Annotated in this window: 20 protein-coding genes and 2 tRNA genes; 13 read left to right on the top strand and 9 right to left on the bottom strand. The window is 63.5% G+C overall.

Annotated features, from left to right (window positions below):
• Window positions 1-71: 71 nt before the first annotated feature.
• The 7 genes from M4J40_RS15985 to M4J40_RS15955 all read left to right on the top strand — a co-directional run bounded on the left by M4J40_RS15985 (window position 72) and on the right by M4J40_RS15955 (window position 9,461).
• Entirely contained in the window at window positions 72-1,631 is a 1,560-nt protein-coding gene (locus M4J40_RS15985; RefSeq protein WP_251755365.1) for a D-aminopeptidase, read from the top strand.
• Window positions 1,632-1,902: 271 nt separating this feature from the next.
• Window positions 1,903-3,171, top strand: a complete 1,269-nt coding sequence (locus M4J40_RS15980) for an ROK family protein (protein ID WP_251755363.1) — start codon at window positions 1,903-1,905, stop codon at window positions 3,169-3,171.
• On the top strand, window positions 3,155-4,702 hold the full coding sequence (locus M4J40_RS15975; protein WP_251755361.1) for a sugar ABC transporter ATP-binding protein: 1,548 nt from the start codon (window positions 3,155-3,157) through the stop codon (window positions 4,700-4,702). Before M4J40_RS15980 ends, M4J40_RS15975 begins: the two co-directional genes overlap by 17 nt.
• Before the next feature lie 31 nt (window positions 4,703-4,733).
• Window positions 4,734-5,738 (top strand): ABC transporter permease subunit, encoded by a 1,005-nt coding sequence (locus M4J40_RS15970; protein WP_251755359.1) that lies wholly within the window; start codon window positions 4,734-4,736, stop codon window positions 5,736-5,738.
• Window positions 5,739-6,008: 270 nt separating this feature from the next.
• The gene (locus tag M4J40_RS15965; RefSeq protein ID WP_251755357.1) at window positions 6,009-6,944 is read left to right on the top strand and encodes an ABC transporter substrate-binding protein; all 936 of its coding nucleotides are present in this window, start codon (window positions 6,009-6,011) and stop codon (window positions 6,942-6,944) included.
• A gap of 187 nt (window positions 6,945-7,131) precedes the next feature.
• Window positions 7,132-8,136 (top strand): phosphotransferase enzyme family protein, encoded by a 1,005-nt coding sequence (locus tag M4J40_RS15960; protein ID WP_251755355.1) that lies wholly within the window; start codon window positions 7,132-7,134, stop codon window positions 8,134-8,136.
• Window positions 8,133-9,461, top strand: coding sequence for an aspartate aminotransferase family protein (locus M4J40_RS15955; protein ID WP_251755352.1), 1,329 nt, complete (start codon window positions 8,133-8,135; stop codon window positions 9,459-9,461). The genes M4J40_RS15960 and M4J40_RS15955 overlap by 4 nt, the downstream gene beginning before the upstream one ends.
• 53 nt (window positions 9,462-9,514) lie before the next feature.
• Here M4J40_RS15955 and fabG read toward each other — a convergent pair whose 3' ends face one another.
• Window positions 9,515-10,291 carry a 3-oxoacyl-ACP reductase FabG gene (fabG, locus tag M4J40_RS15950; RefSeq protein ID WP_251755350.1) on the bottom strand — a complete coding sequence of 259 codons (777 nt, stop codon included), beginning with the start codon at window positions 10,289-10,291 and terminating at the stop codon, window positions 9,515-9,517.
• Between the two features lie 301 nt (window positions 10,292-10,592).
• Between fabG and M4J40_RS15945 the strand changes: the two genes are divergently transcribed.
• The 5 genes from M4J40_RS15945 to M4J40_RS15925 all read left to right on the top strand — a co-directional run bounded on the left by M4J40_RS15945 (window position 10,593) and on the right by M4J40_RS15925 (window position 15,565).
• Window positions 10,593-11,732, top strand: coding sequence for a PotD/PotF family extracellular solute-binding protein (locus tag M4J40_RS15945; RefSeq protein ID WP_251755348.1), 1,140 nt, complete (start codon window positions 10,593-10,595; stop codon window positions 11,730-11,732).
• A 76-nt stretch (window positions 11,733-11,808) separates the two neighbouring features.
• On the top strand, window positions 11,809-12,915 hold the full coding sequence (locus M4J40_RS15940) for an ABC transporter ATP-binding protein (protein WP_251755346.1): 1,107 nt from the start codon (window positions 11,809-11,811) through the stop codon (window positions 12,913-12,915).
• Window position 12,916: 1 nt separating this feature from the next.
• Complete coding sequence (locus M4J40_RS15935) at window positions 12,917-13,795, top strand: ABC transporter permease (RefSeq protein ID WP_251755344.1); 879 nt, start codon at window positions 12,917-12,919, stop codon at window positions 13,793-13,795.
• 3 nt (window positions 13,796-13,798) lie between these two features.
• Window positions 13,799-14,617, top strand: a complete 819-nt coding sequence (locus M4J40_RS15930) for an ABC transporter permease (RefSeq protein WP_251755341.1) — start codon at window positions 13,799-13,801, stop codon at window positions 14,615-14,617.
• Between the two features lie 171 nt (window positions 14,618-14,788).
• Entirely contained in the window at window positions 14,789-15,565 is a 777-nt protein-coding gene (locus tag M4J40_RS15925; protein ID WP_251755339.1) for a DeoR/GlpR family DNA-binding transcription regulator, read from the top strand.
• Between the two features lie 3 nt (window positions 15,566-15,568).
• On the opposite strand, the gene M4J40_RS15920 is transcribed toward M4J40_RS15925, so the two are convergent.
• The 8 genes from M4J40_RS15920 to hpaR all read right to left on the bottom strand — a co-directional run bounded on the left by M4J40_RS15920 (window position 15,569) and on the right by hpaR (window position 19,591).
• Entirely contained in the window at window positions 15,569-15,943 is a 375-nt protein-coding gene (locus tag M4J40_RS15920) for a VanZ family protein (RefSeq protein ID WP_251755338.1), read from the bottom strand.
• Window positions 15,944-16,089: 146 nt separating this feature from the next.
• Window positions 16,090-16,794, bottom strand: coding sequence for a hypothetical protein (locus M4J40_RS15915; RefSeq protein ID WP_251755336.1), 705 nt, complete (start codon window positions 16,792-16,794; stop codon window positions 16,090-16,092).
• A 221-nt stretch (window positions 16,795-17,015) separates the two neighbouring features.
• Window positions 17,016-17,092 (bottom strand) — tRNA-Arg (locus M4J40_RS15910).
• 43 nt (window positions 17,093-17,135) lie between these two features.
• Window positions 17,136-17,441 (bottom strand): ETC complex I subunit, encoded by a 306-nt coding sequence (locus M4J40_RS15905; protein ID WP_026790850.1) that lies wholly within the window; start codon window positions 17,439-17,441, stop codon window positions 17,136-17,138.
• 67 nt (window positions 17,442-17,508) lie between these two features.
• Window positions 17,509-17,585 (bottom strand) — tRNA-Pro (locus M4J40_RS15900).
• A 40-nt stretch (window positions 17,586-17,625) separates the two neighbouring features.
• On the bottom strand, window positions 17,626-18,429 hold the full coding sequence (locus M4J40_RS15895) for an ABC transporter ATP-binding protein (RefSeq protein ID WP_251755334.1): 804 nt from the start codon (window positions 18,427-18,429) through the stop codon (window positions 17,626-17,628).
• 17 nt (window positions 18,430-18,446) lie between these two features.
• The gene (locus M4J40_RS15890; protein WP_251755332.1) at window positions 18,447-19,034 is read right to left on the bottom strand and encodes a DUF1349 domain-containing protein; all 588 of its coding nucleotides are present in this window, start codon (window positions 19,032-19,034) and stop codon (window positions 18,447-18,449) included.
• A gap of 11 nt (window positions 19,035-19,045) precedes the next feature.
• Window positions 19,046-19,591, bottom strand: coding sequence for a homoprotocatechuate degradation operon regulator HpaR (hpaR, locus tag M4J40_RS15885; RefSeq protein WP_251755331.1), 546 nt, complete (start codon window positions 19,589-19,591; stop codon window positions 19,046-19,048).
• A 244-nt stretch (window positions 19,592-19,835) separates the two neighbouring features.
• On the opposite strand from hpaR, the gene hydG reads away from it, so the two are divergent.
• On the top strand, window positions 19,836-21,236 hold the full coding sequence (gene hydG, locus M4J40_RS15880; RefSeq protein WP_251755329.1) for a [FeFe] hydrogenase H-cluster radical SAM maturase HydG: 1,401 nt from the start codon (window positions 19,836-19,838) through the stop codon (window positions 21,234-21,236).
• Window positions 21,237-21,238: the final 2 nt, after the last annotated feature.

Below are 21,238 nucleotides of genomic sequence, written 5' to 3'. Positions count from 1 at the left end.
GCTGGAACGGCCTTGCGCGGCAAGGGTTTGCTGCCTTAGCTGCGCTTGGTCAATCCGAAGGAAGAGTGAAGATGTCATCGATAGATCGTGCCGCCCTTGCCGCCGCCGTGGCCTCCCTGCCGGAGCGTTTCAAGGGGGCGGGTGGCACGGTCGGCGTGATGAAGGATGGCGAGGTCATCGTTCGGGAGGCGTGGGGTTACGCCGATCAGGACGCAGGCCTGGCCATGACGCCATCCCGCCTCCTTCCGATATGCTCCATCAGCAAGCAGATGACCTGCGGCGTGTTGCTCGATCTCGTTGGCGATCCCGCGGCGTTTGATGATCGACTTGCTGGCTTCCTGCCGAACTTGCAGGGCCGACGGCCGACTGTGCGCGAACTCTGCGACAACCGCTCCGGCTTGCGCGACTACTGGGCACTCACCGTCCTTCATGGTGCTCACCATGAGGGTGTCTTCCGCCGCGAGGACGCGAGGCCGCTGTTCGCCCGCATGAAGACCACCCATTTCGAGCCGGGTAGTCAGTACTCGTACTCCAATGGCAACTACCGCATCCTCTCGGATCTCCTTGAGGACCAGTCCGGACGTTCGCTTGCCGAGCTCTACCGCCGTCACATTTTTGAGCCTGCCGGCATGAGCGCTGCCCGTCTTGCCTCCGACACGGCGCTGCCGCTCAACGGCACGATCGGCTACGAGGGCAGTCCGGCGCTCGGTTGGTTCCCTGCGACGAATCGCATCTTCTGGACCGGGGATGCCGGCGTGGCGGCGACGCTTGACGATATGCTCGCCTGGGAGGGTTTCATCGATCGGACTCGCAACGATGCGAATGGTCTCTACCGCCGCCTGTCGGCGCCGACGGCTTTCGCCGACGGTGGTCCGGCTCGCTACGGCATGGGCCTTGCGCACGATCGAATCGACGATATCGCGATTACCGGTCACGGCGGGGCGCTGCGGGGCTTCCGCATTCGCCGGTTGCACGCGGCGGCCGAGCGGCTGTCGGTCGTCGTCATGTTCAACCACGAGGCCGACGCTCACGCTGCCGCGCTTTTCGTGATGCGCGCGGCGCTCGGTCGACCGTCGTCGCCACGCAATGGCGCGCCGGTCGGAGAGGGGTGGGCGGGCACCTATCTTGAACCGGAGTCGGGGCTTTCGGTCGAAGTGATCACCCATGGCAATGCCGTCCTGGCCAACATGGGTGGGGGTGCCGAGGTGCTGTCGCTTGGTGAGGATGGTGCGGCGCGTTCGGTGGGGATGAACCTTTCCCGCGAGGGCGACGGTTTGCGCCTGGAGCGCCCGGGTGACAATCTTCGTGGTCTGGCGGCGCGGCTTGTCGGCACCCCGTTGGCGGACATCGCCGGCCGCTACTGGTCGGCGGAAACCGACTCGGTTCTGGAGATCGAAGCCGTTGGACCTGCCTTTGCCGGCCGCTTCGATGGGTTTCTCGGTCGCGGACCAATGCACCAGATCCGACCGTTTGCCGGCGATGTCTGGAAGCTGGCAACGCCGCGCAGCATGGATGCGCCGGCACCGGGCGACTGGACGATGCAGGTTCGCCGCGCGGCGAGCGGCGCCGTCGAGGGGCTCACCCTCGGTTGCTGGCTTGCTCGAAACGTTGCGTTCAGGCGGCTCGTCTGACCGTCATCTCGCTTGAAACAATTCATAATTGTTACCTACCGTGCCTGCGCGCGATGCGGCAATCTGTCCGTCGCGTCAACCGGATGTCTTTCATTCTTTTGGCTGAATTGACGGTCTCGCACATCGGACCTAGGTTCTTCATCGTGAATTAATTAATCGAGGGAAGCGCGGGAGAACTTGCCTCGGCTGGGCGACGACGGTTGGGAGGCCGTCGTCGCCACCTTCAACAGTCGACAAGTCGGTTGCTTTGCTCTGTTCCGGGGGAGTGAGAATGTCGGCCCGCACGATGCGGACCGGGCAGGGGTCGAACTCTGCTCAGGTTCGTCTCTATAACGAGCGGATCGTACTGCAGGCGCTACGCCGGTTTGGCGAGGCGTCCAAAGCAGACCTTGCTCGTGCGGCCGGACTTACCAACAATGCCATTGGCGCCATTATCGCCTTTCTCGCCTCCGCCGGCCTCGTGGTCGAACTTGGCAAGAAGCGTGAAGGGCAGCGTGGCCAGCCGGCAACCATGCTGGCGCTGGCGCCCGAGGGCGCCTACTCCATCGGCGTTCGCATCGACCGTGTTGGCTGCGAGACGGTGTGTGTCGATTTCGGAGGGCACATTCTTGCCAGCCGGTCGCACGATACGCTGCTGCCGCCACCAAAGGACATGCTGGCGATCGTAGCCGATGACATCAAGTCGCTGGAAGAGGAGATCGGGCCGGAGCGCTGGGAGCGGCTTGCCGGCATCGGTCTCGCCCAGCCCTATCATCTCGGAAGCTGGCTGCGCGAGCTGGAACTGCCGGCCAACTCCTTCCGCTTGTGGGACGATTTCGATTTCGGCGCAGCGCTCGAAGCGGAGACCGGCATCCCCGTTTTCGTTGAGAACGACGGAAACGCCGCTGCCATTGCCGAGTTGTTTTACGGACATGGCCGGGCACGATCGGACTTCATCTATCTCTTCATCGGGGGGGCTGTTGGCGGCGGCATTGTGCTCGATGGCGACTGCCTGCGCGGCAGTCGCGGCAATGCGGGCGACTTCGCCATGATGCCTGTGCCGGCGTCGATGCTGCCATCGGCGCCTAGGCCCGAACGCTCTTGCGACGTGCTGCTCACCCGGACGTCTTTGGCTGGACTTCGCCGCCATTTGCGCTGGCACGGTCATGTCGTCGATACGCTGGCCGAGATCGGCGACCTCTTCCGTCGCCAGCCCCGGCCGGTCGCGTTCGACGAATGGATCGATGACGCCGTCGCCGCCTTTGTTCCTGCCATCCTTTCCACCACGGCGGCGCTTGACGTCGATCAGGTCGTTCTTGAGGGCGATCTCGATTGCGGGCTCATCGAGATCATCGTCGAGCGTCTTGCCGAAGCGCTTGGCGCCGCCACGCCGGAAAGCGTGCCCGTCGCAAACGTGCTCGAGGGCTCGTTCGGAGCTCGCGCCGGCGCCCTTGGTGCCGCCACGCTGCCACTCTTCTTCAACTTTTCGCCGCGCTCGTCGATCCTGACCGGTACGGCGCCCATGTTCAGGGAGTTCAGAGACTATGCCGTCCGCGCCTGAGACGACACCTATCCTCGAGATGCGCGGCATCTCCAAGACCTTTCCGGGCGTGAAGGCGCTCGCCAATGTCGAGCTGACCGTCTACCCTGGCGAGGTCCATGCCCTGATGGGAGAGAATGGCGCCGGCAAGTCGACGCTGATGAAGATTCTTTCGGGCGCCTACCGGGCCGATTCCGGCGGTGAACTGCGCATCAATGGCGAAGTCATCCATATCGACGGCCCGCTCAGCGCCAAGACGAAGGGCATCGCCGTCATCTACCAGGAGCTCAGCCTGTCGCCCAACCTGACGGTGGCCGAGAATATCTACCTCGGTCGCGAACTGTCGTCGGGCGGTCAGGTCGATCGAGCCCGCATGCGCGCCGACTGCAAGGGCGTGCTCGACCGCCTCGGCGCCACCTTCGGGCCGACAACCATCGTCTCGACGCTGTCCATCGCCGAGCGGCAAATGGTGGAGATCGCCCGCGCCATCCACGCCAATGCCCGCATCCTCGTCATGGACGAGCCGACCACCGCCCTGTCCTCGCGCGAGACCGACAAGCTGTTCGATCTCATCCGCACGCTGCGCGCCGACGGCCTCGCCATCATCTACATCTCGCACCGCATGGCCGAAGTCTACGAGCTGGCCGATCGCTGCTCGGTGCTGCGCGACGGCAGCTATGTCGGCACCCTGACGCGGGACGAACTCAACGCCGAGACACTCGTCAAGATGATGGTCGGTCGCGACCTCTCCAAGTTCTACAAGAAGGACCACGACGCCAAGGGCAGCCGGGGCGAGGTCATCCTCAAGGTACGCGACGTGAGCGACGGTCACCGCGTACGCGGTTGTTCCCTGGAGCTGCATCAGGGCGAGGTTCTCTGTCTGGCTGGTCTGGTGGGGTCGGGACGGACGGAACTTGCCCGCCTGATCTACGGCGCCGACACCCGCAAGAGCGGCAGCATCGAACTTGACGGCAAGCCGCTCGACATCAATAGACCGATCCAGGCCGTCAATGCCGGCATCGTCTACCTCACCGAGGATCGCAAGGGACAGGGCCTGTTCCTCGACATGACAGTGCAGGAAAATGTCAACCTGCAAGTGATTGGGCGCGACGCCAGCGGGGGAGGGTTTCTCAACCTCAGGAAGGCCCGGGCGCGTGCCGTCGATGCCATCAAGGCACTGTCGATCCGCGTCGCCGGTCCGATCGTCGAGGTGGGATCGCTGTCCGGCGGCAACCAGCAGAAGGTTCTGCTATCGCGCCTCCTGGAGACGCGGCCCCGCGTGCTCATTCTCGACGAACCGACACGCGGTGTCGACATCGGCGCCAAGTCGGAGATCTACCGCATCATCGACGACCTCGTGCAGGCGGGCGTCGGCGTGCTGGTCATCTCCTCGGAGATGCCGGAAGTGGTCGGCATCGCCGATCGCGTGCTGGTGATGCGCGAGGGGCACATCGTCGGCGAGGTCGGCGGCACCACCGGTATCGAGATCACCCAGGAAAACATCATTGCCCTGGCCGCCGGCCTCGCTCAACCGAGCGCGCCTGCTGCCTGAAGCCACAAGAAACGAAAGCAAGGGAACCGCCATGTCCCAGGAAACCTCGGCCACCGATCTCACCCGTGAGAAGGCCGCCGCCAATCGTCAGGTCCTCATCCAGCAGATCATTCGCACCGTCGGCATGCTGCCGATCCTGATCCTGCTCGGCATCGCCTTCCAGCTGATGTCAGGCCGCTTCATCTCACCACAGAACCTCTCCATCGTGACCCAGCAGGCGTCGATCAACACCGTGCTCGCCTGCGGCATGACGGCGGTGATCCTGACTGGCGGCATCGACCTCTCGGTCGGCTCCATCCTCGCCGCGTCGGCCATGGTGGCGGTGATCGGATCGCTCATTCCCGACATGGGCATGATCGGCATTCCGCTGGCGCTGTTCGCCGGCCTGGTGTTTGGCCTCATCAACGGTTCGCTGGTCGCCTTCATCGGCCTGCCGCCGTTCATCTCGACCCTCGGCTCGCTCACCGCCGTGCGCGGTGTCGCCCGACTGCTCGGCAACGACACCACCGTCTTCAACTCGCACCTGCCCTTCGCCTTCATCGGCAACGGCTACCTGTTCGGCATTCCCTGGCTGGTGATCATCGCCTTCCTGTCGGTGATCGTCACCTGGATCATCCTGCGGCGGACGGTGCTCGGCGTGCATATCTACGCCACCGGCGGCAACGAGAGCGCCGCCCGCCTCTCGGGCATCAAGGTCTGGGCGGTGTTCCTGTTCGTCTACGGCTTCTCGGGCCTGATGGCCGGCCTCGGCGGCGTGATGAGCGCGGCCCGCCTGTTCGCCGCCAACGGCACCCAGCTCGGCCAGTCCTACGAACTCGACGCCATCGCGGCGGTCATCCTCGGCGGCACGTCGTTCACCGGCGGCGTCGGCTCCATCTGGGGCACGCTGATCGGCGCGCTGATCATCGCCGTGCTGTCCAACGGCCTCGTGCTGATCGGCGTCTCCGACATCTGGCAGTACATCATCAAGGGCCTCGTCATCATCATTGCCGTGGCGCTCGACCGCGTCCGTTCGCAGGGCGGGGCGCGCACCTGAGCCGTCGGTCCGAAAAGCCGGAGTCTTTTCGGACCGGGCAGATGCTCGGAAACGAGGACTGGGCAGAGTGCCTCGCCCAGTCCCAGAAATTCGGCGGCGGGCTGTCCCCGCCTCCGCATCTGGGGTGGTGTATCGCCGGTAGAGGCCGGTAGCCATGCCACCCCTGCAATCCACCGGCGGGACCGCCTCGCGGCCGGCCGGACATAGCAGGCGCGTCAGGCGGGAGGAGATCCGCCAGGCCCAGCCGGCATCCCAAGGAGGAACGTAGTCATGAAGTCTCGCAGCATTCTGCTCGCCGCCGCCGCCGCCGTTGCTTTCACCGGCGTCGCCTCGGCCAAGGACCTCAACAAGATCGGTATTTCGCTCGGTTCCATGGGCAATCCGTTCTTCGTCGCCCTTGCCACCGGCGCGACGGACAAGGCCAAGGAGATCAATCCCAACGTCGAAGTCACCGCCCTCGGCTATGACTACGACATGAACAAGCAGTTCACCCAGATCGATAACTTCATCGCCGCCGGCGTCGACCTGATCCTCCTGAATCCGGCCGATCCGAAGGCTGTGGCCCCGGCTATCGCCCGCGCTCAGGCCGCTGGCATTCCGGTCGTCGCCGTTGACACCGCCGCCGAGGGCGCCGATGCCACCGTGACCACCGACAACGTCCAGGCCGGCGAGATCGCCTGCCAGTACATCGTCGACAAGCTGGAAGGAAAGGGTGACGTCGTCATCATCAACGGCCCGCAGGTGTCGGCCGTCATCGACCGCGTCGTCGGTTGCAAGAAGGTGTTCGGCGCCAACTCCGGCATCAACGTGCTGTCCGACGATCAGGACGCCAAGGGCTCGCGCGACGGCGGTCTCAACGTCATGCAGTCGATGCTGACCCGCTTCGAGAAGATCGATGCCGTGTTCGCCATCAACGACCCGACGGGTATCGGCGCCAGCCTTGCCGCCAAGCAGGCCAATCGCACCGACCTGTTCATCACGGCCGTCGACGGCGCGCCCGACATCGAAGCCGAGTTGAAGGACACCTCGTCCCTCGTCCTCGCCTCGTCGAGCCAGGATCCCTATGCCATGGCGCAGCTCGCCACGCAGATCGGCATCGATCTGCTCAATGGCAAGAAGCCCGAGCAGCAGGTGACGTTGTTGCCGTCCAAGCTCGTGACTCGCGAGAACGTGGCCGACTACAAGGGCTGGACGGCTGCTCGCTGAGCCATTGCCCGATCGTTTGGGTCTAGACTTGCATCCCCGGGGAGCACGGCTCCCCGGGGATTGCTTTTAAGGCGAAAATGTGTGGCTTGCCGGTGTGGCAGGCAGTGTCTGCCCGCTTTTTAATGTTGCAATTCCAACATTGATGTTGTTGCATCTGCAAATATAGTCCTGCACGGATCCGGCCAGCATGCTCTACCATGATGCCTTTCTCGCCCGTCTCGAAGGTGGCCTGCGTTCAGCGCTACCGACTTGGAATATCGATGAAACAGCGGGATTATCGCTGCTGACCATTTCCGAGAACGCCACTTTCATGGTGGACGATGCTCAGGGTGGCGGACGCAAGATCTTGCGCGTACATCGCCCGGCTTACCACAGCGATGAAGAGATATCGTCCGAACTGCAATGGATCGAGGCTTTAAGGGAGGCGGGCATCATCGCCACGCCGGCGCCGATTCACGCAAGAGACGGACGGCTGCTCGCCACCTTTTTCGACGGCGAAACGCATCGCAATGTCGTGGCGTTCGAATTCATGAACGGTAAGGCCCCCGACGAGGCCGGCGATCTTGCGAGGTGGTACGGCCATCTCGGCGAGATCTCCGCCCGTCTCCACGCTCATAGTCGAGCGTGGTCGCCGCCGGCTGGCTTTACTCGCAAGACCTGGACGTTCGATACTATCATCGGCCCGAACGCCTATTGGGGCGATTGGCGCGCTGCGCTTGGCCTGGACGATGTCGGCCGTTCGGTGCTCGAAAGGGTGGCGGCCCGGCTCCAGCAGGAAACAGCCTCCTTCGGCACTTCGCCCGATCGTTTTGGCTTGATCCACGCTGACATGCGCGCCGCCAATCTCCTGGTGGATGGCGACCGACTGGGCGTCATCGACTTCGACGATTGCGGCTTCTCCTGGTTTGCCTACGACTTTGCCGCTTCGATTTCTTTCATGGAAACCGAGCCCTTTATCCCCGAGCTGATGGCGGCTTGGCTCGATGGCTATGCGCGCCTCGCCCCGCTCGATCCGGAGCAGGCGGCGGCGTTGCCCATGCTGGTGATGCTGAGGCGGATGCAGCTCACCGCCTGGATCGCTTCGCATTCCGAAACGCCGACGGCACAGTCCATGGGGGCGGCCTACACCGCCGGCACCATCGACCTCGCCGACCGCTATCTCGCCGCCGATTTCCTGAAGGGTGTGGCATGAGTCCGACCAAGCAGATTCTCGCCCTCAATCGCTTCGAGGCTTCGGAGGGGACGGCGCTGGCGCCGGAGCTGGCGGAGCGTGTCGCCAAACGTCAGGCCACCTTCGGCGCGTCGTCGGTGCTCTTCTACAAGGAGCCGATCGAGATGGTGCGGGCGGAAGGCGTCTTCATGTATGACGCCGAGGGGCGGCGCTACCTTGATGTCTACAACAACGTGCCATCGATCGGCCATTCCCATCCGGCTGTCGCCGAGGCGGTGGCCAGGCAGATAGCCGTCCTCAACATCCACACCCGCTACCTGACTAAGCCGGTCGAGGCCTACGCGGAAAAGCTGCTGTCGCGGTTTCCGCCGCCGCTCACCAACCTCACCATGACCTGTACCGGCTCGGAGAGTAACGACCTTGCCATGCGGATCGCCGAGGCGGCGACGGGAAAGCGCGGGTTTGTCGTCACCCGCGCCGCCTACCATGGCAACACCCAACACGTGACCGCCATCTCGCCATCATCGATGAAGTCGAAGCCTGTGCCGGACTTCGTGCGCGTCATACCCGAGCCTGACCCGGCCCAGGCGCCGGGCGGCGATGTCGCCGCCTTCTTTGCGAACAATCTTCAGACCGCGATCGACGATCTCGAAGCGAATGGCGTCGGCTTTGCCGCTGTCATTGTCGATACCATCTTTTCCTCCGACGGAATCTTCGCCGATCCTCCGGGCTTCCTGAAGTCGGCGGTCGATGTCGCCCACAAGGCCGGTGGTCTCTTCATCGCCGACGAAGTGCAGCCCGGTTTCGGTCGGACTGGCGGCGGCCTTTGGGGCTTCTCGCGTCACGGCATCGTTCCCGACGTCGTCACGATGGGAAAGCCGATGGGCAACGGTTTCCCGATGGCCGGCGTCGTCACTCGGCCGGACCTTCTGTCGCTGTTCTGCGAGGAGACCGGCTACTTCAACACCTTCGGCGGCAATCCGGTGGCAGCCGCCGCCGGTTCGGCGGTGCTTGACGTCATCGACGGAGAGGGGCTCATCGACAATGCTCGCGACGTCGGCGCCTATTTCAAGGCAAACCTTTTGACGGTGATGGGCAATCGTCGCGATATCGGGGCCGTGCGCGGAGCCGGTCTGTTCATCGGTCTCGACTTCGTCGATGACGACGGCCGGCCCGATCAGGGGCTAGCCACCTTCGTCATCAATGCCATGAAGGAGCGCGGCGTCCTGATTGGCGCTGCCGGACTCTGGGGCAGCACACTGAAGATCCGGCCGCCGCTCTGCTTTTCGAGGGAGAATGCCGAGTTCTTTGTCGAGACGCTGAAGGCGATTTTGGCGGACCGCTGAACCGGCGGAAGTCGGAGGAACGGCGCTGCCAAGCGCCGCTCCTCCTGAACAACTCAGCCCTCCATCGCTTCCAGCGCGCCGAGGCTTTCCGGCAGGATCTGCCCGCCGTCGACGGTGATGGTCTGGCCGGTAATGTAGGCTGCCTCTTCGGACGCAAAGAACAGGGCGGCGTTGGCGATGTCGGCCACCGTGCCCAGTCGCTTCAGCGGGATCGACGCCTCCATCTTGGCGATGTAGTCCGGTCCCATCCCCTCAAGACCCTCGGTGAAGATGTTGCCCGGCAGCACGGCGTTGACGGTGATGCCCTTTGGCGCCAGTTCGATCGCCGCCGTGCGCATGAAGCCGAGCTGGCCGGCCTTGCTCGCACCGTAGTGCGACCATCCCGGATAACCGGTGACCGGGCCGGTGATCGACGATGTCAGCACGATGCGGCCTCGGCCGGCTTCTGTCATCGCCGGAAGCACGGCCGACACGCTGAGGAAGGTGGAGCGGAGATTGGTGGAAATGACGTGGTCGAAATCGGCGGCCGTCATTTCGGACAGCTTGGCGGCGGGAAAGATGCCGGCATTGGCGCACAGGACATCGATGGAGCCATGGCGATCGACCGCCGCCTTGGCCATCGCCGCGCATCCCTCCGGCGTCGATACGTCGGCGCCGAAGCCGCTGGCGTTCGGTCCAATCGTCTTTGCGACGGCCGAAGCGTCGGACTCGCTTCGCGATACAACCAAGACGTTGAGGCCGGCCTCACCGAAACGAAGGGCAATTCCCTTGCCGATACCCCGGCTCCCGCCGGTGACGATCACTGTCCTTCCATGTAGTGACTGCAACATTTAGTTCCACCTTCTCTCGTTGTTTGACCAAAAATCCGGCATATCGGTCATGCCTGCGGCAGCAGAAGGTCAAAAAAGATGCGGTATGCGGTGAACATGATATTTACCCCGGAAACAAGGGATTTTGGCGGGTATATATCCTGTGTCTGCAACCCGGCGAGCGTCCCGCCTACCGCACGGCTGCCCTTCGTTGAGGTCAACATGCCCAACGAAATTGATGTTGTAAACAACACATTTTTGCGACAGACTTCCAACATAACAAATGGGAACAGACCAACCGTCAGCAGGAAAGGATTTTCCGATGGGTCCGATGTCCAGGCGCAACATGTTGCAGATGATGGGGGCGGCGGCTTTCGCCGGCCCGCTGGTGTCCGCGAGCCGTGCCTTCGCCGCCCGCGAAAGCGAGCTCAACATTCTCTGCTGGGAGGGCTACAACTCGGCGCAGGTGCTCGACCCGTTCCGGGCGGCCAAGAGCGCGACGGTGAAGGCCGAGAGCCTCACCAACGATCCGACGATGATCAACCGCCTCCGGGCTGGCGAGACCGCCGTCTGGGATCTGATCAATGTCAACAATCCCTGGGCGCGCAAGGTCATGGCGCCGGCCGGCCTGATCAAGCCGCTGCCGCGTGAGACCTTCGAGCCCTACTTCGACAAGATGCTGCCCGAGTTCAAGGCGCCCTACCGCTGGGCGATGAGCGACGACGGCAAGGATCTGCTCGGCATGGCCCAGCGCTTCGGACCTTACTCCTTCGTCGTCAACACCGACAAGATCAGCCGGGCTACCGCCGAGGAGCAGGGCTGGAACCTCTTCAACGACCCGTCGCTAGCTGGCAAATACGGCATCCTCGAATCCGACGACTGGAACGTCTTCGATATCTTCCTGACCGCCGGCATCAACCCCTTCGTCGAGCACACGGATGCCGACTTCAAGGCATTCGAGGAGACCGCCGTTCGCATCTTCAAGGGTGCCAAGATGATCGGCGACATCGCCACCATGAACCAGGCCCTGATTTCCGGCGAAATCGACCTGCACTTCACCGGCGGCACCTACTCCGTGTCCCCGGCTCGTGCCGACGGCTATCCGAACCTTCGCGCCGTCACGCCGCTGAAGGGACCGATCGACGGCAAAGGCGGCGTGGCCTGGATCGAGATCACTTCGACGGTCAACAATCCGCAGCTGTCGCCGCTCGCCACCCAGTTCCTCGAATACGTTCAGGATCCGGAAGTGGCGCACACCGTGGCCTTCGCCGAGGGCACCTTCAACCCGGTGGCCCAGATGGGCAACAAGGCCTGCTTCGACCTGTTCACCAAGGACGAACTTGACGCCATCCAGTGGGACAGCGTCGAAGAGGAAATGGCTCGCTCGGCCGAGTACGACATCGTGCCCGACTATGACAAGGCACTGGAGATCATGCTCGGCGCCAAGCGCCAGCGCGGCTGATCTTCCACCCGAACAACACCGTCCGCCGCTCGCGGCGGACGGCTTTCCTCAGGTTTGCTTTCAGGGTCGCTCGCTCATGTCGTCTGTCGCCGCCTCTCCCGCCTCCGATTCACTCGTCGCCCAGAAGTCGCCGCGACCGGTGCTGCAGCTTGTCGACGTTCGCAAGGTGTTCGACGGCTTCGCAGCGGTCGACGGCATCAGCCTTGACATCGAAGAGGGGGAGTTCGTGACGATCGTCGGCCCTTCGGGGTCGGGCAAGACGACGTTGCTCCGGATGCTGGCCGGCCTTGAAAGCCCGAGCGAGGGCTACATCACGCTGCGCGGCGAGCTGATCAACGACGTGCCGTCCAACCGGCGGCCGACCTGCCTCGTCTTCCAGTCCCTGGCGCTCTTCCCGCACATGACCGTGGGCGACAACATCGAGTTTCCGCTGCGCGTCCGAAAGATGGCCCCGGAAGAGCGGCGCAAGCGGGCACTCGAGCTGATGGCCAAGGTTCGCCTGCCCGAGGACTACTATTCCAAGAACGTCATGCTGTGTTCGGGCGGCGAGAAGCAGCGCGTGGCGCTGGCGCGCGCTTTCGCCTACGACCCCGACGTCCTGTTCTTCGACGAACCGCTGTCCGCTCTGGACTACAAGCTCAAGAAGCTCCTGGAAAAGGAGCTCAAGGATCTGCACCGCGAAAGCGGCAAGACCTTCGTCTACATCACCCACTCGCTCGAAGAGGCGATGGTGATGTCCGACCGCATCGGTGTCATGCGGGCCGGCAAGGTGGTGCAGATCGGCACGCCCGAACAGATCTACACGACCCCGGCCGACCGGTTCGTCGCAGAGTTCTTCGGCGAGGTGAACATCGTCCCGATCCGTCGCGCCGATGGCGGCTGGCTGCGCCGCGACGGCAAGCCGGTGGCGGTGCCGTCGAGCCTCGATATCGCCGGCGACGAGGCCAGCGTCGTCATCCGCCCCGAATACATGCGCTTCGTGACCGAAGAGGCCGGCGCCGACAACACGCTCACCGGTACCATCTTCAACGAGTACTCGCTGGGCTCACGCCTGCAATATCAGGTGAGGAGTCGCACCGGGCGCACCTTCCTGATCGAGGTGCCTCGTGCCGCCGCCTGGAAGGGCGATGGAGAGGTGACGATCGGCTGGGATGCCGGCAACGCCATCGTGGTGGGAGGCTGACATGGCCGAGAACTCCCTGTCCGCACCGGCACCGAAACTGTCGCCCGGCCTTCGTGCCTCGCTGCCGGTGCTTGTCCTGCTCGTCGCCGGTTTTCTTGCGCCGCTGGTCACGGTTGCCGCTTATGCCTTTGCGACGCCAAAGAGCTTCGACGTTTTCCGCTCCTTCACGCTTCAGAACTTCGCGGCGATCTTCGATGCCAACAACACGGTCTGGACGTCTTTCGTCTGGGCGCTGGCGCTGGCCTTTGCCTGCGTGGCCATCCTTCTCGTTGTTTGCTACCCCATCGCCTTCGGGCTCAACAAGGTGTTCGGCAAGTGGTCCGGCCTTGTGTCGGTGCTGTTCGTCTTTCCGCTGTTCGTGTCCGAAAACGTCCGCCTTTACGGCTGGGTGCTGTTCTTCATCAAGAACGGTGTCCTCGACGGCGCTCTGAAATGGCTCGGCTTCCCCGGCGGCCCCGATCTTCTTTACACGCCGGGCATCACGCTCTTCGGCATGGTCTACGTCTATCTGCCGTTCATGCTGTTTCCAATGACGCTCGGCATCGCCATGATTCCGCGCGATCTCGTCGATGCGGCACGTGATCTTGGCGCCTCCAGGCTGATGATATGGCGCGAGGTGGAACTGCCGCTCGCCATGCCCGGCATCCTGATCGGTGCTCTATTGACCTTCGTGCTGGCCGCCGGCGCGGTGGCGGAGGCCAAGATCCTCGGCGGACAGTCGGTAATCACCATCACCCAGGATATCGAGGTTGCCTTCACCTACGCCCAGAACTGGCCGATGGGATCGGCGCTTGCTCTCATCCTCGTTCTCATCGTCTCCGGTCTGGCGCTCACTGCCATGTCTCGGCTCGACCTCGACAAGATCCTCGGAAAGCGCTGAGCCATGCAGACTGTCGGCCGCACTCGCACTCATTTCCTCATCCGCGCCTGGACCGCCTTCGTCGTGCTGGCGATCTACCTGCCGATCGCCTGCGGCGCACTGGCCGGGCTTTCCAAGGGGCGCTACTTCTCCTTCCCGATCCGGATCTTCTCCACCGAGTGGTGGGGCAAGACCTGGGATTCCTTCGAGATCCACGTTCTCGTCCAGAACTCGGTACTGATCGCGCTGATCGTCACCGTGCTCAGCGTTCTCTTCGCCTTCTTCGGGGCATTGGCCTTCGCCCGCTATCCCTGGAAAGGGCGCCGCGCCTTCCAGCGCCTCTTGCTGTTGCCGATTTTCTTTCCGCAGCCGGTGCTCGGCCTCGCGCTGTTGCTCTGGTTCAACGCGCTTGGCATCAGCCCCAGCTGGAAGACCGCCGTCGTCGCCCACCTCGTCTGGATCGTGCCGGTGGTGACGCTGGTGATCGCCATCCAGGTGTTCAGCTTCGATCCGGTGCTGGAGGAAGCGGCGAGCGACCTCGGCGCCTCGCGCCTCTTCACCCTTCGCACGGTGACGCTGCCCATCCTCTGGCCGGGCATCTGGTCGGGCGCGCTGTTCGCTTTCCTGCTCTCCTGGGGCAACTTTCCGCTGTCGCTCTACACGGCCGGCGCCGACTCGACGATCCCGAAGTGGCTCTACTCCAAGATGGTGGCCGGATATACGCCCATGGTGCCGGCGCTCGGCACCATGAGCACGCTCACGGCGGCGGCGCTTTTGCTGGGGGGAGGTCTTGTTCGTGTCCTTCTCAAACGGCGCTCCGAGTTGCGGGCGAGAGAAGGGTGAGGTTGCGAAAGCTACTTCTCCGGCCGAAGCGGAGCGCCTGCCAAGGGGAGGAAGCCCGTCGGCGGTCGAGGCAGCTCATATGACACCTTGACCGTGGTCCCCGCGACCTGAAAACCTCGGAAACCAATAGGATGGCCGAATCGGCGTCGAGCCGGTCGGTCGGATAGAACTATGGCGCGCAGCATGAAGCGGACCAAATCATCGCGGCAGACGCAGATTCTGGCGGAGCTCGATTCAAGTCCGTCGCTGCGCGTCGCCGAGCTCGCCCGTCGGCTAAGCGTCTCCACCGAGACCATTCGGCGCGACCTCGACGAGCTGACGACGCAAGGGTTGCTCAACAGGACCTATGGCGGCGCCGTGCGGCCGCTTTCCAGCGAGCCGTCGGTCACCGAACGTCACAGCCTGTTCGTCGATGAGCGCCAGCGTATCGCGCGCGCCGCCCTGAAGGTCGTTGGCGATGGCCATGTGCTGATGATCGGGTCCGGCGCCACCACGGTTCACGTTGCCCGCCGCATAGCCGTGGAGATGAAGAACATCACCGTCATCACCCATTCCTTCGGTGTGGCGACGGTTCTGGCCTTCAACCCGACCATCAAGGTGTTGATGTTGCCTGGTGACTATCACTCCAGCGAAGGCGCCACGGTCGGCGTGCACACGGTATCTTTCCTCGGCAACTTCTACGCCGATTACGCCATCACCGGTGCGTCGGGCCTCGCCGCCGACGGCCCGTCGGAAGCGCTGCTCGAATGCGGCGCCGTCTACACGGCCATGGTGGCGCGTGCTGCCAAAAGCGTGGTGGTGGCCGACCATTCCAAGTTCGACGCCATCTTCCCCTCGCGCTACGCGCCGTGGCGGGATGTCGATGCGCTCGTCACCGATGCCTCGCCGCCCGAGAAGCTGGCCACGACGCTTCGGCAGTCGGGCGTGGAACTCGTGACGGCGAGCTGAGATTCAGCGCGAGACGATCGCCAACGTGGTGCGCGCCACGGTGACGAAGGCGCGGCCAAGGGCCAACCCGACGATGGCGCCGAGTGTCGAGGCGATCCAGTTGTCGAGGCCGGGGCCTCGGCCGGGGATGAGTATCTGGATGCCTTCGAACAACAGCGAGGCGGCGGAAAGCAGCAGCACGACCCGCCATCCGCGAAGGGTAGGCAGCGACGAAGCGAAGAAGGCAGCTCCGGCATAGGCTAGGACGTGTTCGACGTTGCCCGAGGAGAAGACATGCGGGCGGTCGGCGCCGGGCAGGACGGAGAGCACTGCGATCACGACGAACGAGATCACGCCCGCCATCTGGAACAAACGACGTCCAATGCGTTCCAGATCCATCACCTTTGCTCCTGCCTTCCTTGTGTGCTCGTGCACTCTGCCGTGTCGCCGGTAACGAAGGCGTCGACAAGGCAACAGGCGTGATAGCCGGCGAAAGGCGCCGCCGAAGACTGATCGCCCCGGCGGCGGCAAAAGCGGATCTGGACTTACTTCGATTTCTCCTTGGTGACCGCCAGCTGAATCTTGTGGACGTCGGGCCCGATCTTGAAGGTTATCGTGTACTGCTTTGGATCGGACGTCTTGGCCACTTTGGCCGCGTCGAACACGAATGCGCCGCCATACGACTCACCGGGCAGAATCGTGTTGTCCATCAACATGTTGTTTTCGAGGGCGGCGACATTGATCTCCCCTTCGGCTGCGGCGGACCTCACGTTGGCGCCAGCGATGGCCGAGCCTGCGGCGCCATTGTAGCCGCTGTAGGTGTAGTGTTGGCCGTTGACGGTTCCCGAGCCAGAATAGTATCCGCTTGCAACGCCTGCCACGCCGCCGAGAATGGCCAGAGCAATGGCTTGTCCGCGAGCTTCGGACTGCAACTCGTCGACGGTCCACACCTTGAGCGGCTTGCCGGTGTCGGTCTGGACGACGGAAATGTCAGAGTAGCGCAGCGTGACCGGCTTGTTCCCAGTGTTCCTGATCAGCGCCACATAGGTGGGCCTCGGCATTTTCTCCGTGCGAGAGGCCGGAGCGACGATGAGCTGCGTGGATCCCGTCTGCGACAGAATGGCGTCTCGTCCGGAGCGGACAAGGACTTCCTGTCCGGCTTGCTTGGCAAACGACGTCTTCTCGACCGTAACGCAGCCAGATAGAACCACCGCCGCAGACGCGACGGCCAAAACCGAATAGCGCTTCAAGATTGTACCCCAAGTCCCTTTGGAAATCGACGAGACACAACTACCGGGAATGGTTCCGAGTCAATCCGCAATCAACACGCTTGGCGTAATTTCGAATGAGAGCGGTTTTCTTGGTATTCAAACTGGAAACAACCGCGCCGTGACCCGAAAGTCATGGACACCTCGGCAATAAGCCAAGCCTGCAAGCGGCCTCAACAAAGGGCGAGCAGTTGCGATGGAAGTGGCGACTCCAGCAGGGCTCGAACCTGCGACCTGCCGCTTAGAAGGCGGCTGCTCTATCCAGCTGAGCTATGGAGCCGTTGGGCCGATCGCCCCTGTGGTGTGGCGGGGGGGCGAACGCGTCAATGCGTCCAGGTTTCGGCCTTGGAATATTTGAAATTGTCGGAATAGGAGAGCTTCTTCGGCGTCCGCTCCTTGGGCTCCATCACCTGATAGGCGAGGCCCTCTCGCACAGCGTAGGCGATCGCCTCCTCGCGCGTGTCGAAGGAAAGGCGCACCTGCTGCTTCATGTCGCGCGACGAGGTGTAGCCCATCAGCGGCTCGATGGTCTTGGGCTTCTCGGGCTCGAACTCCAGCAGCCAACGCTCCGTGCGACCGCGTCCGGACTGCATGGCGGTCTTGGCAGGCTTGTAGATTCGCGCCGTCATCTTGGCCCTTCTCCTCTATCGCCATCCCAGCCCGCCGGCCGCGGGACCGCGATCGAGGGCCGCCGTTTGGTCGGGGCAGCAAGATTCGAACTTGCGACCCCCTGCTCCCAAAGCAGGTGCGCTACCAGACTGCGCTATGCCCCGCGACCGAAACGTGAGGGATTACCTAGCGTTTCGAGAGCGGCTACGCAATAGGCTGGATGCGTTCCGGTTCGCTGTAGACATTCGGGATGAGCGCTTCGGTCAACCGGTCCTCCAGGATGTGGAAGTCAGGCTCGCGGAGGAGCGCCGAAGCACGCGGCCGGCCGAAGGGTACCAGTACCGTCTCTACGACACGGCCGGGGCGCGGACTCATCACCAGCACGCGGTCGGCAAGGAACAGGGCTTCGTCGACGGCGTGCGTGACCAGAAGGGTCGTCGTCTGCGTAGCGCTCCAGATGCGTTGCAGCTCCAGATTCATCTGCCGTCGCGTCACCGCGTCGAGCGCCCCGAACGGCTCGTCGAGAAGGAGCACCTCCGGTTCAAGCACAAGCGCCCTGGCGATGGCGACACGCTGGCGCATGCCGCCGGAGAGTTCGTCCGGTCGCGCCCGCTCGAAACCGGCAAGCCCCACGAGATCGATAAGCATCGCGACGCGATCCTTGTTCGTCTCGATGCCGGCGAGGCGGAAGGGCATGGCGATGTTGTCGCGAACGTCGAGCCACGGCAGCAGCGCCGCGTCCTGAAAGGCGAACCCCAGCTTGTGGGCCCGGCCAAGCGCCTCCGGCTCGCCGCCATGAACGACCACCGCTCCACCTGTCGGCTTGTCGAGACCGGAGACGAGCCTCAGGATGGTGCTCTTGCCGCAACCGGACGGGCCGATCAGCGCGACGAACTCCCCCGCCGCCACGTCGAGATCGACGTCGGTGAGCGCAGTTACCGTGCCGCCGGCTTCGGTCGAGAACAGCTTGTCGACGCCGGTCAGCCGGATCGCGGGTGTTTCGGTCATGCGGAAGCTCCTTCGCCTCACATCTCGGCGTGCAGTGGCTCGGTTGAGGCCGGACCGATGGAGAAGTCGGAGAAGGCGACCTCCAGTCCGGCCCGCGACGGTGAACAGGCCATGGGGCCGACCTGATAGCGCGCCGACGACGCGAAGGACGCCACCCGCAGCATCGACCAGGTATGGCCGTCACGAGAGGCATGAACCAATACCGAACCGTCCTTGACGGTCATGCGCAGGCGAAAATCGTCGAGTTCGCGGAACGGCTGGCACACCGACCAGTCGGAGCGACCGTTGGTGACAACCACTGACAGGAAACGATCGCCATCGGTCAGCTCGACACCGCATTTCAGCCAGTGACTGTCGTCGAGGTAAAGCATCAGGCCGGCCTGGTCGAAGTTGGCGGTGTAGTCGGCACGAATGCGCAAGAGAGCGGTAAAACCATCGTCGGCCGGCAGCAGATAGGCGTGGCCGTTGTCGTGCACGAAGCCGTAATAGGTCTCTCGCCAGAAGTCCGTCTCGTTCTCGGTGGTCAGCATCAATCGGTCACCGTCAATGCTCCAGCGGGATGGCTCGTTTAGCCACACGCCGCCGCTGAACCCTGCCTTGTGCATGTCTCCTCCTGTCACTTCTTTTGCGAGGCGGCCGTCTCGGTGCCGTCATCGAGCAACGGCACGTTCAGGTCCTGCTCGATATCCCTAAGGAGTTGCATCAGCGTGTCGAGTCGCTCCTGACCGATCCGGTCCGTTATCGCCGCGTAGATCGTTTCGGCCCGGACTCCGGCCGCATCGACCACTTTCTTGCCCTCGGGCGTCAACGAGATCAGCCAGGCCCTGAGGTCGGCGGGGTCGGGTCGCCTGCTGATGAGATGCCTCTTTTCCAGGTCGCGCAGGATCCGCGACAGCGAGGGTGGAAGCAGGAATGTCGCCATGGCGAGGCCTGTGGCGTCGATCTCCGGTACCGAATCGAGGGCCCGTAGCACCCGCCACTGCTGCTCGGTGAGATCGACCGATCTCAACACCGGGCGAAACTGCCGCATCACCGCTTCTCGCGTCCGGAGAAGGGCGACTGGCAGCGAACGGGAAACATTTCTGAGGCGCGCGCGGTTGCGGGAGTCGGACTCTTGACCGGCCGGACCGCTGGACAAGGCCTCGTTGTCCTTTTCCCTCATTCGACAATCCTCGCTGGTTTGCACCAAACCTATCCGCTTTTTTGCTGACAGCAAACGCCAACATCAAAATCGCGCCAATGAGCAAGGTAAACACGGCGCCAAACCGAGCGTATCTCGCTTTTATTACCCCGTTATTCCAGTTTAACCGAGTTAGGATTGATCTCGCGCAATTCGCCTTCGATCGATATCGGGCAGTGTCTCTTGCGGATAGCTCCGGCGGACGGGCCGGTGAAAGGCTGCAAAGATGACAAAGACTGAACGGATCACCTGGCTCGATGAAACCCGCATCGAGGCGGAGATCGCAGCGACCGCCGCCGGCGCCGACAAGCAGCGCGTGCGCGAAATCCTCGAGAAGGCGACGATGCTGGGTGGCCTGTCCGAGGATGATGTGGCCGTTCTCTGCGCAGTCACCGATCCGGACCTGACGGCCGAGCTGTTCCACACGGCGGAGAAAGTGAAGACGGAGATCTACGGGCCGCGCATCGTGCTGTTCGCGCCGCTCTATTTCTCCAATATCTGCCTCAACGAGTGCGTCTACTGCGCATTCCGCCGGTCCAACAAGGATCTCGACCGCAAGATCCTGACGATGGAGGAAATCGAGGCCGAGACGGCGGCTCTGATCGACCAGGGCCACAAGCGTCTTCTTCTGATCGGCGGCGAAGCCTTCCCTAAGACGGGTTTCCAGTATCTGATCGACGCCATCGAGCGCATCTATTCGGTGAAGCGTGGCCGTGGCGAGATTCGCCGCATCAACGTCAACGTCGCGCCGCTGGAGACGGACGAGTTCCGTCGCCTGAAGGAAACCGGCATCGGTACCTACCAGCTGTTCCAGGAGACCTACAATCGCAAGGTCTACGAGGCGATGCATCCCTCGGGCGCCAAGGCGGATTTCGACTGGCGCGTGTCGGTGATGGATCGCGCCATGGCGGCCGGTATCGACGACGTGGGCATCGGCCCGCTGTTCGGCCTGCACGACTGGCGCTTCGAGGTGTTGGCCACCATGCAGCACATCGCCCATCTGGAAGACGCATTCGGCGTCGGCCCGCACACCATCTCGGTGCCTCGCATGGAGCCGGCCGTGGGGTCCGACGTGTCCATGGCCCCGCCGCATATGGTTTCGGACGATGACTTCAAGAAGATCATCGCCATTCTGCGCCTTGCTGTCCCCTACACCGGCATTATCCTGTCGACCCGCGAGAACCCTGAAATGCGTCGCGACGCCTTCCGTCTCGGCGTGTCGCAGATCTCGGGCGGTAGCCGGACCAACCCCGGCGGTTATGCGACGCCGGTCGAGGAGCAGGCCGCGCAGTTCACCCGTGGCGATCACCGGCCGCTCGACGAAGTGGTCCGCGACATCGCGGCCAGCGGCTGCGTGCCGTCCTTCTGCACCGCCTGCTATCGCATGGGGCGTACCGGCGCCGACTTCATGGACCTTGCCAAACCCGGTCTCATCCGCGAAATGTGCGGGCCGAACGCCCTGTCGTCCTTCATGGAATACATGCTCGACTATGGCTCTGAGGAAACCTGCGCTGCCGGCGAAAAGGCCGTGGCGGCCGAGGTGGATACCATGGAGCCCAAGATCGCCCGCTATTCCCAGACGATGATGCGCAAGGTGCGCGAGGGCAAGCGCGACGTCTACCGCTGAGG

It is taken from the genome of Pleomorphomonas sp. JP5 (assembly GCF_023721815.1).
In the GTDB taxonomy this organism is placed as follows: Bacteria; Pseudomonadota; Alphaproteobacteria; order Rhizobiales; family Pleomorphomonadaceae; genus Pleomorphomonas.
This window is presented reverse-complemented; position numbering and strand designations above follow the sequence as displayed.